The organism is Klebsiella sp. I138, assembly GCF_051131765.1.
Taxonomy (GTDB): domain Bacteria; phylum Pseudomonadota; class Gammaproteobacteria; order Enterobacterales; family Enterobacteriaceae; genus Klebsiella.
This window is the reverse complement of sequence record NZ_CP180447.1, coordinates 5,169,065-5,181,657: the sequence shown is the minus strand read 5'-3', so window position 1 is coordinate 5,181,657 and position 12,593 is coordinate 5,169,065. Positions and strand designations below refer to the sequence as shown.

Genomic DNA, 12,593 nt, shown 5'->3' with positions numbered 1-12,593 from the left:
AAAAAAAACCGGCGCCACGAGGCACCGGTTTTATTCTCTATGAGGTCATATCCTGCGCGAATTAAATCGCAACCGGCGCTTTAATTCCCGGGTGAGGGTCATAACCTTCGATGTCGAAGTCTTCAAAGCGGTAGTCAAAAATCGACGCCGGTTTGCGCTTGATAATCAGCTTCGGCAGTGGACGAGGCTCGCGGCTCAGCTGCAAATCCGTCTGCTCAAGGTGGTTGCTGTAAAGGTGAGTATCCCCACCGGTCCAGACAAAATCACCGACTTCCAGATCGCACTGCTGAGCGACCATATGCACCAGCAGCGCATAGCTGGCGATGTTAAACGGCAGGCCGAGGAACACGTCGCAGGAGCGCTGGTAGAGCTGACAGGAGAGTTTGCCGTCGGCGACGTAGAACTGGAAAAACGCATGGCACGGTGCCAGCGCCATTTTATCCAGCTCGCCCACGTTCCATGCGGAAACGATGATACGACGTGAATCCGGGTCGTTTTTCAGTTGCTCCATCACGGTACTGATCTGGTCGATGTGGCGACCGTCTGGCGCAGGCCAGGAGCGCCACTGCTTGCCATAAACCGGCCCCAGATCGCCATTCTCATCTGCCCATTCGTCCCAGATGCTGACGTTGTTTTCGTGCAGATACGCGACGTTGGTGTCACCCTGGAGGAACCACAGCAGTTCATGGATGATGGAGCGTAAATGACAGCGTTTGGTCGTCACCAGCGGGAAGCCTTCCTGCAGGTTAAAACGCATCTGATGGCCGAAAATAGAAATCGTGCCGGTACCGGTGCGGTCATTTTTTTGCGTGCCCTCAGCGAGCACTTTCTGCATCAAATCAAGATACTGTTTCATGGTTCCTCAAGAAGTTTGTTGCTGCGGACGGCGGCGATAGGCCCAGACCATCATAATGACGCCAGCAAGCACCATCGGGATGGAAAGAATCTGCCCCATGCTGATGTACTGCACCCATTCACCGGTGAACTGCTGATCCGGCTGGCGGAAGAACTCCACGATGATGCGGAATAAGCCATAGCCAATCAGGAACAGGCCGGAGACCGAGCCCGTCGGACGCGGCTTACGGATAAACAGGTTCAGAATCAGGAACAGAACGACACCTTCCAGCGCCAGCTCGTAGAGCTGCGAGGCGTGACGCGGCAGCGCGCCATAGGTATCAAACAACGATTGCCATTCCGGATGAGACGGCAGTAAAGCCAGATCTTCCGCGCGCGAGCCGGGGAAAATCATCGAATAATGGAAGCTCGGATCGACGCGTCCCCACAGCTCACCGTTAATAAAGTTCCCCAGACGTCCTGCACCAAGACCGAACGGAATCAGCGGCGCGATAAAATCGGAGACCTGGAAAAAGGTGCGCTTAGTCCGTTTGGCAAAAATGATCATCACCAGGATGACGCCAATCAGGCCACCGTGGAACGACATCCCGCCGTCCCAGACGCGGAACAAATACAGCGGATCCTGCAGGAAGACCGGCAGATTATAGAACAGGACATAGCCAATACGGCCCCCCAGGAAGACCCCCAGGAATCCGGCATACAGCAGATTTTCGACTTCGTTTTTGGTCCAGCCACTGCCCGGACGGTTGGCCCGACGGGTGGCTAGCCACATCGCAAAAACAAACCCGACCAGATACATCATGCCGTACCAGTGGAGGGCGACCGGCCCAACGGAAAATATGACCGGATCAAACTCCGGAAAATGCAGGTAGCCACTATTCATCTGTCACCATAAAGACTTGTTATTCCGCCGAAAGTGGACAGCGGTAATCATACACGCCCGACCTATGCGGGTGCTCCAAGGGGGCGAATAATAACATAAGGTTAATTCACTGGCCGCGCCGTTGTTGTAAAAGATATGTATACGGATGCTAACGGCCACCGCGGATTAGACCGCCCAGTCCGCGTCGCTCCATAAAGGCCGCCACCTGGTGGCGAACCTCCGTGGTCATCTGCGCCTCAAGGCTACGGCGTGACAGCTCCTGAGCCTCTTCAATATCAATACGTCGGAGCAGGTATTTTACCCTTGCTACCGAACGACCGTTCATGGACAGATGGCGATAGCCGAGGCCAATCAGAATCGTCACGCACATCGGATCCCCCGCCATTTCACCGCACAACCGCAGGTCGATGCCGAAGCGTTCGGCATCATGCGCGATCATCGCCAGCGCCCGCAGTACGGCGGGATGCAGGCTGTCATACATGCTGGCAACCCGGGTGTTGTTGCGATCGACGGCGAGGATATACTGGGTCAGGTCATTCGTTCCGACTGAGATAAAATCCACGCGACTGGCCAGATGCGTCAGCATAAAGACCATCGAAGGCACTTCCAGCATCACGCCAAGACGCGGGCGTGGAATGGCATAGCCAATCATCTCTTCAACTTCACGGCTGGCGCGGTCGATCAACCGACGCGCCTCGTCTACCTCATCAAGACTGGTCACCATCGGCAGTAAAATACTGAGATTACCGGTGGCGGCGTTAGCGCGCAGCATGGCCCGCACCTGAATGAGGAATATCTCCGGCTGATCGAGGGTGATGCGGATCCCGCGCCAGCCCAGGCACGGGTTCTCTTCGCTAATCGGCATATACGGCAGCTGTTTGTCAGCACCGATATCCAGCGTACGCAGGGTCACGGGCTTTTCATTAAACATCTGCAACATGCCCTGATACTGGGCAACCTGTTCCTCTTCCGACGGGAACCCGCTTTGCAGCATGAACGGAATTTCCGTTCGGTACAGGCCAATGCCGTCGATAAAGTTGCCGAGCTTTTCCTCGTGCTCAAGGCTCAGGCCGGCATTTAACATGACCTTCACCCGCTCGCCGCTTTTCAGCTCGGAGGTGTGCTCCAGGTCATCTTCCGCCAGCCGGCTGAGTTCGTTCTCTTCGCTGACCAGGCGCTGATACTCTTGCAACAGCGCCGGTTCCGGGTCGACCAGGAGTTCGCCGCGATAGCCGTCCACCACCAGCATATGACCGTGAAGCAGCGAAGGCTGAATATCGGCCCCCATGACTGTCGGGATCCCTAACGCCCGCACCATAATGGCGGCGTGCGAGTTTGCCGCGCCATCGCGGACAACGACGCCTGCCAGCCTGTCCTGCGGAACTTCCGCCAGCGTTGTTGCCGACAGCTCGTCCGCCACCAGCACAATACGCGCCGGCCAGGTATTGGGGCCCTGAGTTGTATCATCGAGATGGAAAAGCAGACGTTGGCCCAGCGTACGCAGATCGCCGGCCCGCTCTTTCAGATAGCCATCGCTCAACGCGGCAAACTGCTCGGCGAACTTCTCGATGATCTTTTTCACCGCCCATTCAGCCACCGATCCTTTGTCGACTTCCGCAAAAAGCTCGCGGCGCAAACGTGCGTCAGACAGGAGGTGTGAATAGAGGTCGAAGATAGCCGAGGTCTCTTTCTGCGCCCCGGCGGCATAGCGCTTGCTGTAGCGACGAAACTCATTCGCCGCCTCTTCCAGCGCGCCGGTCAGACGTTCGCGTTCAGAAGCCGTATCGAGCGTTGAAGCTTCATACACCTGCTCCATAAGCGGCAGGCTGATGTCCATCCAGCCCTCGGCAATAGCGACCCCGGAGGAGGCAGGCAGCGCGCGGATACGCGTCTGTCGATACTGGCCAAACAGCGCCGTCAGCTGTGACTGGGAAAGAATGGCGGCCATTTGCGTCGCCAGAGTGACAAGAAACGACTCTTCGCTTTCGTCAAACTGACGCAGCTCGCGCTGCTGCACCACCAGCACACCAAGCAGCTGGCGCCGCTGGATAATCGGGACGCCAAGAAACGCGCGGAAACGATCCTCTTTGACGGCCGGAATATATTTAAAGCTGGGGTGTTTTTGCGCATCGGCAAGGTTGATAGGCTCCGCAAGGCGCCCGACCAGGCCAACCAGGCCTTCGTCAAATGCGAGCGCAACGGTACGCCCGCGAGGTTTTTTCAGCCCGCGAGTGGCCATAAGGTAGTAGCATCGTCGGTCGTGATCGGCCAGGTAAACCGAACAGACTTCCGTTTCCATCGCTTTGCAGATATCGGTGACCAGGATATCCAGCGCCTCGTTTAAACGCGGCGCACTCGCGACCTTCTCGACGATTTCTCGTAACCGAGTGAGCATAATGTGCGTGGCTTAACCTCTTTTACGTCGATATGCAGGCGCGCTTTGCGGTTTAGGTGCACTTTCCGCCAGCGACATGGTGACGCTGGCAAACTCTTTCATCACCCGGCGGTACACGTCGCGCTTAAACGACACCACCTGACGAACCGGGTACCAGTAACTTACCCAGCGCCAACCATCAAACTCAGGTGTACTACTGGTTTGCATATTGATTTCCGCATCACTGCCGATCAACTGCAGAAGAAACCACTTCTGTTTCTGGCCGATACAAACCGGCTTTGTGTCCCAACGCACCAAACGTTTAGGCAACTTGTAACGCAGCCAGTTACGGGTTGAGGCCAGGATTCGCACATCTTTACGACTTAACCCAACCTCTTCGAACAATTCCCGATACATGGCCTGCTCGGCTGATTCCCCTGGATTAATGCCCCCTTGCGGGAACTGCCACGAGTGCTGACCATAGCGCCTGGCCCACATAACCTGGCCCTGGCGGTTACAGATTACAATACCGACATTTGGGCGGTAGCCATCGTCATCAATCACCGGACTACCTCAAAATAATCTTCAATGTGAACGATTGTTTCACACTCGCTGTAAACGGTAAACCACTCTGTTGCCCCTGTGCGGCCGAATAACATTTGAATAACTCACAGTAATCAGCAGAGTTATAAACAACGAAAGCGATCGCGACCCCATTTTATTCACTTTTTCTGTGGATAGAGTTGTGAAGAAGTATGGAATTACCCAGGGAAAACCCAGAGCAGTCTGAAACACGTACGGATAGTACGATTTAATAATGGCATTATATTCATTACGTTAGCACACAAACCTTTCAATAATTACAGCTAAACGTGATGATCATCACACATGCGATCCTGGAACTGATGAAAGATCGAACAATGTCGATTTTATCCACAGATTATGCGAGCCTGCTGGGCACATTTTGTCTAAAAATTCGATTTTCGTCGCACGTCAAGGCTGTAAATGGAAACAGTAGTGCCGCTTTTCCCCAGTTATCCCATTTTTCTGTGGATAACATGGTGTAAGATCCTGTTCATTGCCAGTGACCAGTTCTGGAAAACCCATTTTCACTATTTTCACAACGGCAAAAAAATGAAAAAAAATCCATACGAATCATCAAATTGTCATAGTTACCCAGGAAAAGGTAAACTCTGTCCACAACGCAGCAAATTACCGTTCATTTTTTGACCAGGGGTTTTACCGTATGTCCGCCATCGCACCGTTAACGTCTCCACCGCAATCCCAGCAGCAGCTCCTGGCCCAGGCACAGGGGCTGGCGGGCTATTCGCTGGGTGAACTGGCGGCGCTGGCCGGTATTCCCATCCCACGAGATTTAAAACGCGATAAAGGATGGATTGGCATCCTGCTGGAAATTTGGCTGGGTGCCAGCGCCGGAAGTAAACCGGAGCAGGATTTCGCCGCGCTGGGCGTCGAGCTGAAAACTATCCCCGTCGATAGCCAGGGCCGCCCGCTGGAGACCACCTTTGTTTGCGTCGCCCCGCTCACCGGAAACAGCGGCGTGACCTGGGAAAGCAGTCACGTGCGCCATAAGCTCAAACGCGTCCTGTGGGTGCCGGTGGAGGGTGAACGCGCCATTCCTCTGGCAGAACGTCGCGTCGGCGCCCCGCTGCTGTGGAGCCCGAATGAAGAAGAGGATCGCCAGCTGCGAATGGACTGGGAGGAACTGATGGATCTGATTGTCCTCGGCCAGGTTGAACGCATCACAGCCCGTCATGGCGAGGTGCTACAGCTGCGTCCAAAAGCCGCCAACAGCAAAGCGTTGACCGAGGCTATTGGCGCCCGCGGCGAGCCCATTCTCACCCTGCCACGCGGCTTCTACCTGAAAAAGAATTTTACCGCCGCCCTGCTGGCCCGTCATTTTCTCCTCGGGCACGATTAATTTTTTGTTCTGCCTGCCGGGTTGCATATAATTGCGACTTTCTTTTTTGCAGGACTTTGAACAATGTTATTTGCATGGATAACCGATCCTAACGCCTGGCTGGCGCTCGGTACGCTGACGCTGCTGGAGATAGTGCTGGGGATCGACAATATTATTTTTCTCTCCCTCGTTGTGGCGAAACTCCCTACCGCCCAGCGCGCTCACGCGCGACGCATCGGCCTGATGGGCGCAATGCTGATGCGTCTCGGGCTGCTGGCCTCGATAGCCTGGGTCGTCAAGCTGACCAACCCGCTGTTTGCCGTGATGGGACATGAGATTTCCTTCCGCGATTTGATCTTACTGCTCGGCGGCCTGTTCCTTATCTGGAAAGCCAGCAAAGAGATCCACGAGTCTATTGAGGGTGAAGAAGAGGGGCTCAAAACCAACGTGCACTCCTTTATGGGCGCCATCGTGCAGATCATGCTGCTGGATATCATTTTCAGCCTCGATTCGGTGATTACCGCCGTGGGGCTGTCGGACCATCTGTTCATTATGATGGCGGCGGTGGTCATTGCCGTCGGCGTGATGATGTTTGCCGCCCGGCCAATCGGTGACTTCGTTGACCGTCATCCGTCGGTGAAAATGTTGGCCCTGTCGTTTTTGATCCTGGTCGGCTTTACCCTGATGCTGGAAAGCTTCGAGATACATATTCCGAAAGGCTACATCTACTTCGCGATGTTCTTCTCGATTGCCGTCGAAAGCCTTAACCTGCTGCGCAATAAAAAAAATCCGCTGTAACCCACAAAAATGCAGCCCAAACCTGGGCTGCAATCTTTTTTAAGACTTTACTGCTTTTTATGTCTCACAAATCAGGCTATTAATACACTGGTGTGAGGTGCGACCATTAAAGAGGTAGTGACGATGAAAAAATGGGCAGTATTGATTTCCGCCGTAGGACTGGCGTTCTCGGTTTCCGGTTGCAGCAGCGATTATGTGATGGCAACAAAAGATGGCCGCATGATTCTGACCGATGGTAAGCCAGCCGTTGATGATGATACCGGTCTTATCAGTTACGAAGATCAGCAGGGCAACAAAATGCAGATCAATCGCGACGACGTGTCACAGATTATTAAACGTTAAGATTTTTCGTCGGCCAGCCGCCTGCCAGCTATCGCCTGGCGAGGCCGCCTTCCCCGACACAGTACTGTCTTAAAAAAGAGTCGGGATATTCTGATACATCCGCAGCATCATGTCTTCGGATGCCGAAAGCCCGGCTTTTTTGATCTTTTTACTTCCTCTTTTTCTTCCCCTCTGCCATTTTGATACTCCTTTGTCGGGGAACTCCTGACCTTGTTAATAAAAAAGGAAGCCGGCTATGCAGTATCACCGTATCCCACACAGTTCTCTTGAGATCAGCACGCTTGGGCTGGGCACTATGACTTTTGGTGAGCAAAATAGCGAGGCCGACGCGCACGAACAGCTCGACTACGCTGTCAGCCAGGGTATTAACCTGATTGATGTCGCTGAAATGTATCCCGTTCCGCCACGCCCGGAGACTCAGGGGCTGACGGAAACCTACGTCGGCAACTGGCTGGCGAAACGCGGCAATCGCGAAAAGCTGATTATCGCCTCGAAAGTCAGCGGTCCGGCGCGCAATAACGACAGCAGCATTCGCCCTAACCATGTGCTCGATCGTAAAAACATCCGTGACGCCCTGCACGATAGCCTGAAGCGCCTGCAAACCGACTATCTCGACCTCTATCAGGTTCACTGGCCGCAGCGTCCGACCAACTGTTTCGGTAAGCTGGGCTATACCTGGACCGACTCCGCGCCGGTCGTTACTCTGCTGGACACCCTGGAAGCGCTTACTGAATTCCAGCGCGCCGGTAAAATCCGCTATATCGGCGTCTCCAATGAAACAGCCTTCGGCGTCATGCGTTATCTGCATCTGGCGGATAAACACGATCTGCCGCGGATTGTCACCATCCAGAATCCCTACAGCCTGCTGAACCGCAGTTACGAAGTGGGCCTGGCGGAAGTCAGTCAGTATGAAGGCGTTGAGCTGCTGGCATATTCTTGCCTGGCGTTCGGCACGCTAACCGGCAAGTACCTTAACGGTGCAAAACCGGCTGGTGCACGTAATACGCTGTTTAGCCGCTTCACGCGCTATAGTAGCGAGCAGTCGCAGAAAGCAGTAGCGGCCTACGTCGATATCGCCAAACGCCATAACCTCGATCCGGCCCAGATGGCGCTGGCCTTTGTCCGCCGTCAGCCGTTTGTTGCCAGCACGCTGCTGGGCGCAACCTCGCTGGAGCAGCTTAAAACTAACGTTGAAAGTCTGCATCTTGAGCTGAGTGAAGCGGTCTTAGCGGAAATTGAAGCGGTACATCAGGTGTATACCTACCCGGCACCGTAAGAAAGATAAATCATCGAATCGCGCCGTCCTCTGCCCGGAGGCGGCGCGCAGCGCCTGTCCGGGCTACCAACCCTGCAAACCGCAACGTCCGGGCGACGAAACCACAGCATGCACGATTCTGTAGTCCGGTCAGCGTAGCGCCAACGGGGATTATGCGCGGCGTCCCCAGACCCACAGGGCAGTGATGGCCAGCGCAAACACCGCGCCAAAGCCAATTCCGACACCCACCACCGGAATGCCGATACTCACCGCCAGCGAATAGAGCCCTAGCATCAGCAGCATGGCCACGTTTTCACCGAGATTCTGTACCGCAATTGCGTTGCCTGCGCCAACCGTGTGCTTACCGCGCTCCTGCAACAGCGCATTGAGCGGCACGATAAAGAAACCGCCGAAGATACCGAGCAGCAGAAGCAGACCAAATGCCGGCAATAGCGCATGCTGTATCGCGAAAAAGATCACCGCAACGCCGATCAAAATCCCGGCAGGCATACAGCGAGAGACCGTTTGTAGCGTGACCAGCTTCGCCGCCGCGCCCGCTCCCAGCACAATCCCGACCGCCACCATCGCATTGAGATAGGTCGGCATCGCGTTACTGGTGATGCCAAGCGCTACCGGCACCCACAGCACCAGCAGGAAACGTAGCGTCACGCCAGCGCCCCAGAACAGACTGGTACCCACCAGTGAAAAGCGCGTTTCACCATTACGCCATAACGTTTTACAAGCGCTGAAGAAGCTGTGCGTCATCGGCGTAAAGCGCCATGACTGCCCCGGACGCGCCGCCGGCAGCTTCGGGATCCACAGGTTAGCGATCACTGCACCGCCATACACCACCGCACAGATGGCCAGCGCGGCCAGCACGTGCCAGTCGGCAAGAATGCCCCCGGCCATCGACCCCAGCAAAATAGCCGCAATGGTGGACGACTCCATTAAACCGTTAGCCTTCACTAACTTATCCCCGGTGGTCAGCTCGCCGAGGATGCCATATTTTGCCGGTGAATAAGCCGCCGCACCGACGCCTACCAGCGTATAGCCGAGAAACGGGTTGAGGCCAAAACAAATGCAGCCTGCGCCAATCAGCTTCATGCCGTTGGCCACCATCATCACTCGCCCCTTGGCAAAGCTGTCGGCAAACTGGCCGACAAACGGCGCAAATAGAATGTAAGCACCCACAAACAACATCTGCATCACCGGCTGGCTCCAGTCCGGGTAGAACTGCTGCTTCATCAGCGCGAGCGTGGCAAACAGCAGGGCATTATCGCCAAACGCCGAGAGAAACTGGGCGCAGATGACCGCCATCATGCCTTTCGAGTACAGCGAGGTGTTAGTGTGTACTGACTCACTCATCAGAATGTTCCGTCTGCTTAACCATACTTTGAAGGGTGACAAAATCCGGCTTACCGCTGCCGAGAACCGGCAGCTGCTTCAGCCAGCGAATGTCGCGCGGTACCGCCAGCTCCGGTACGCCATGTTCACGGGCATAACGCAGCAGTTTTTCACGGTTCAGTTCATTATCGGTGGTAAAGAGCACCAGCGCCTCGCCTTTACCGGCATCTTGTTTAACCGCCGTGGCATGCATCTTGTCAGGCGAGATGGCCAAAGCGACCTGCTCGACCATTTCCAGCGACACCATTTCACCGGCGATTTTCGCAAAACGTTTGGCACGCCCCTGAATACGTACGTAGCCCTGCTCGTCGAAGGCGACGATATCCCCGGTGTCGTACCAGCCGCTTTCAACTTCACCGTGCTGATTTTCCGCCGTAGGTGCTTCCAGCACGCCCGGGTTCTCCACCCGCAGATAGCCGTTCATGATGTTCGGCCCTTTAAGTTGCAGGCGGCCGCCCTCTTCAATACCCGGCATCGCCAGCAGGCGTGCATCCATCCCCGGCAGAATACGCCCTACGGTACCGACTTTTGCCGCCATCGGGACGTTAATCGACACAACCGGCGCACACTCGGTCACGCCATAGCCTTCCAGAATACGCAGGCCAAATTTATCCTGCCACAGCTGCTTCGTACTCTCCTGAAGCTTTTCTGCCCCGGCCACAACGTAGCGTAGACGATAAAAATCATAAGGATTGGCAAAGCGCGCATAGTTCCCAAGGAAGGTCGACGTCCCAAACAGCACCGTACAGTTGCGGTCATAAACCAGCTCCGGCACCACCCGATAATGCAGCGGGCTGGGGTAGAGGAAGACCTCCGCGCCGGTAAACAGCGGGGTAAACAGGCCGACCGTCAGACCAAAGGAGTGGAACAGCGGCAGCGCCGACATAAAGCGGTCGTGGGCAGTAAAGTCGGCAATCGTTTTAATCTGCTCGACGTTGGCCAGAATGCTCTTATGGCTGTGCACGACCCCTTTCGGGTTGCCTTCGGAGCCGGAGGTAAAGAGGATAATTGCCGCATCTTCCGGCTGCTGCTTAACCTGCGCCAGTTTCGGCGCCAGCAGGTGGCCGAAGATCCACAGCTTATCGCCGGTCGTCACGTCCCCCTTCAGGTCTTCAAGGAATACCCAACGCACCTGGGTGAGCTGTTCCGGCAGGTGCCAGAGTTTGCCTTTATCAAGGAAGGTGCGGGAGGTAAAAATGGTTTTGATTTCGGCGGCGGTAATAGCGCTGCTGAGCCCCTTCACCCCGGCGGTATAGTTCATCATGGCCGGAATACGCCCGCGGGCAATGGCGCCGAAGATAACCGCCGCGCTAATGCCGGCGTTGGGTAGCATCAGACCGATTCTTTCGCCCTGAGCGCTGTATTTTTCCAGAATGCGCGCCACAAAAAGGGTTTTGGTCAGCAGCTTGCGATAGGTATCGGGTTGAAAGTTAATATCTTCCACGCAGTGTTTCCGCGCGCCAAACCGATCCTGCGCCGCCAGCAGCGACTCATACAGCGTTTCTCGCGGGCGCACCGCCATTCGTGCTTCCATCATTATCTGATGCAGCATCTCCCCGGCGATTTTGCGGCGATCGCGGGCGCGAGGAGCCTGAGGCATGTCAATGCGGGTCGGCGGCAGAAGATGGAGCTGAATGCGTGGGAACAGGCGACGCTTAACCAGCCCCTTGAGGCGGCTGAAGTGGGTCAGTTCCGCGCCTTCTATACGCAGCGGAATAATCGTTGCCTGCGACTTTGCGGCCACAAACGCCGCCCCGTCATAGATTTTCATCAGCGAACCGCTGACCGAGATACGCCCTTCCGGGAAGATAACCACCGGACGTCCCTGCTCAATCAGCCGCACCAGGTGCTTAATTGACATCGGTTTCGTTGGGTCGAGCGGGACAAAGTCGATCAGGGGCGTCAGTACCCGCATAAACCAGCGCTGGCTGATAGAGCTGTACACCGCAAAGACCGGTCGCACGGGCAGGAATAAGGCTAACAGGATCCCATCGATGAAAGAGACGTGATTCGGGGTGATCAAGACCTTTTGTTGTTGCAAGGACTGCGTGTCGCCGGTCAATCTGACCCGATACAACCCTTTGAACAACAGCCTGAAAAATGCCAACAGCATAACAACTCCCTTTGACCGGTGATTAAGTCATTGCAGGTTACACGAGAAGGCGTTTGAAAGCAGTGCGGGGGGAATATTTGGCATAAAAAAAACCTGCGCATCTGCGCAGGCCGGTGCAAGATAATCAGTACGAAATGCGTACTTAAAAACTCACCTATCAATACCTCTGGGACCCTGATTGTCCCGGTTTTCGCCCCTGCTGCACCAGCAAATAAACGCAAGGGAATAAGCCTAAGTGCAACCAGTTATTGCCATTTTCGCTATCTGTAACAAGGGTGAGCTGCGGGCGGAAAGCGTTGTATTGCGCGGTGAGGCGGCGGGTTTTCGCCGCGAGCAAATCACGGCATATCCTGCAGGCAAAAAAAAACCTGCGCATCTGCGCAGGCTGGTGTAATTAGAGTGGCCAACGTAGTGTTGACTCCACCTATCAATACCTCTGGGATAGCCAGAATATCAATGCAGTGAATAGAGAGACCAGCGAACATTCGCAACAGCTAATCGCAAAGTGTAAGCAAAGGTGTGAATCTTCCCATCGCCGTTTCATTCGTCTCTCCTTCCCGGCGCTGTCGGGTGTGTAACTTTTTCACCATTAAGGCAAGTCTGCATCACATTTGCGTGAAGCCGAACGCCTCCAGCCTTGAATCTGCC

The 12,593-nt window shown here is 55.2% G+C and carries 11 protein-coding genes; 5 read left to right on the top strand and 6 right to left on the bottom strand.

Translation table 11 applies throughout. The annotated features are described in order from the left end of the window. Window positions 1–61: 61 nt before the first annotated feature. From thyA to rppH, 4 genes are all read right to left on the bottom strand, one after another. A complete protein-coding gene (thyA, locus tag ACMYSK_RS24295; protein WP_434638999.1) occupies window positions 62–856 on the bottom strand; it encodes a thymidylate synthase in 795 nt (264 codons plus the stop codon). Between the two features lie 6 nt (window positions 857–862). Beyond that, complete coding sequence (gene lgt, locus ACMYSK_RS24290; protein WP_434638998.1) at window positions 863–1,738, bottom strand: prolipoprotein diacylglyceryl transferase; 876 nt, start codon at window positions 1,736–1,738, stop codon at window positions 863–865. A gap of 148 nt (window positions 1,739–1,886) precedes the next feature. After that, window positions 1,887–4,133, bottom strand: a complete 2,247-nt coding sequence (gene ptsP, locus ACMYSK_RS24285; protein WP_434638997.1) for a phosphoenolpyruvate--protein phosphotransferase — start codon at window positions 4,131–4,133, stop codon at window positions 1,887–1,889. Between the two features lie 12 nt (window positions 4,134–4,145). Continuing rightward, window positions 4,146–4,676, bottom strand: a complete 531-nt coding sequence (gene rppH / locus ACMYSK_RS24280) for an RNA pyrophosphohydrolase (RefSeq protein ID WP_004867097.1) — start codon at window positions 4,674–4,676, stop codon at window positions 4,146–4,148. 682 nt (window positions 4,677–5,358) lie between these two features. On the opposite strand from rppH, the gene mutH reads away from it, so the two are divergent. The 4 genes from mutH to ACMYSK_RS24260 all read left to right on the top strand — a co-directional run bounded on the left by mutH (window position 5,359) and on the right by ACMYSK_RS24260 (window position 8,449). Next, the gene (gene mutH, locus ACMYSK_RS24275) at window positions 5,359–6,054 is read left to right on the top strand and encodes a DNA mismatch repair endonuclease MutH (protein WP_434638996.1); all 696 of its coding nucleotides are present in this window, start codon (window positions 5,359–5,361) and stop codon (window positions 6,052–6,054) included. A 63-nt stretch (window positions 6,055–6,117) separates the two neighbouring features. Then, window positions 6,118–6,831: a TerC family protein gene (locus ACMYSK_RS24270; protein ID WP_434638995.1), complete on the top strand. Its 714-nt coding sequence runs from the start codon at window positions 6,118–6,120 to the stop codon at window positions 6,829–6,831. 123 nt (window positions 6,832–6,954) lie between these two features. Beyond that, a complete protein-coding gene (locus tag ACMYSK_RS24265; RefSeq protein WP_004867116.1) occupies window positions 6,955–7,173 on the top strand; it encodes a YgdI/YgdR family lipoprotein in 219 nt (72 codons plus the stop codon). A 235-nt stretch (window positions 7,174–7,408) separates the two neighbouring features. Beyond that, complete coding sequence (locus ACMYSK_RS24260; RefSeq protein WP_434638994.1) at window positions 7,409–8,449, top strand: NADP(H)-dependent aldo-keto reductase; 1,041 nt, start codon at window positions 7,409–7,411, stop codon at window positions 8,447–8,449. Between the two features lie 150 nt (window positions 8,450–8,599). Here ACMYSK_RS24260 and lplT read toward each other — a convergent pair whose 3' ends face one another. Next, complete coding sequence (lplT, locus tag ACMYSK_RS24255; RefSeq protein WP_434638993.1) at window positions 8,600–9,793, bottom strand: lysophospholipid transporter LplT; 1,194 nt, start codon at window positions 9,791–9,793, stop codon at window positions 8,600–8,602. Beyond that, window positions 9,786–11,945, bottom strand: coding sequence for a bifunctional acyl-ACP--phospholipid O-acyltransferase/long-chain-fatty-acid--ACP ligase (gene aas, locus ACMYSK_RS24250; protein ID WP_434638992.1), 2,160 nt, complete (start codon window positions 11,943–11,945; stop codon window positions 9,786–9,788). The genes lplT and aas overlap by 8 nt, the downstream gene beginning before the upstream one ends. Before the next feature lie 235 nt (window positions 11,946–12,180). On the opposite strand from aas, the gene ACMYSK_RS24245 reads away from it, so the two are divergent. Further along, window positions 12,181–12,339, top strand: a complete 159-nt coding sequence (locus ACMYSK_RS24245) for a hypothetical protein (RefSeq protein WP_434638991.1) — start codon at window positions 12,181–12,183, stop codon at window positions 12,337–12,339. The last annotated feature ends 254 nt before the right edge of the window (window positions 12,340–12,593 follow it).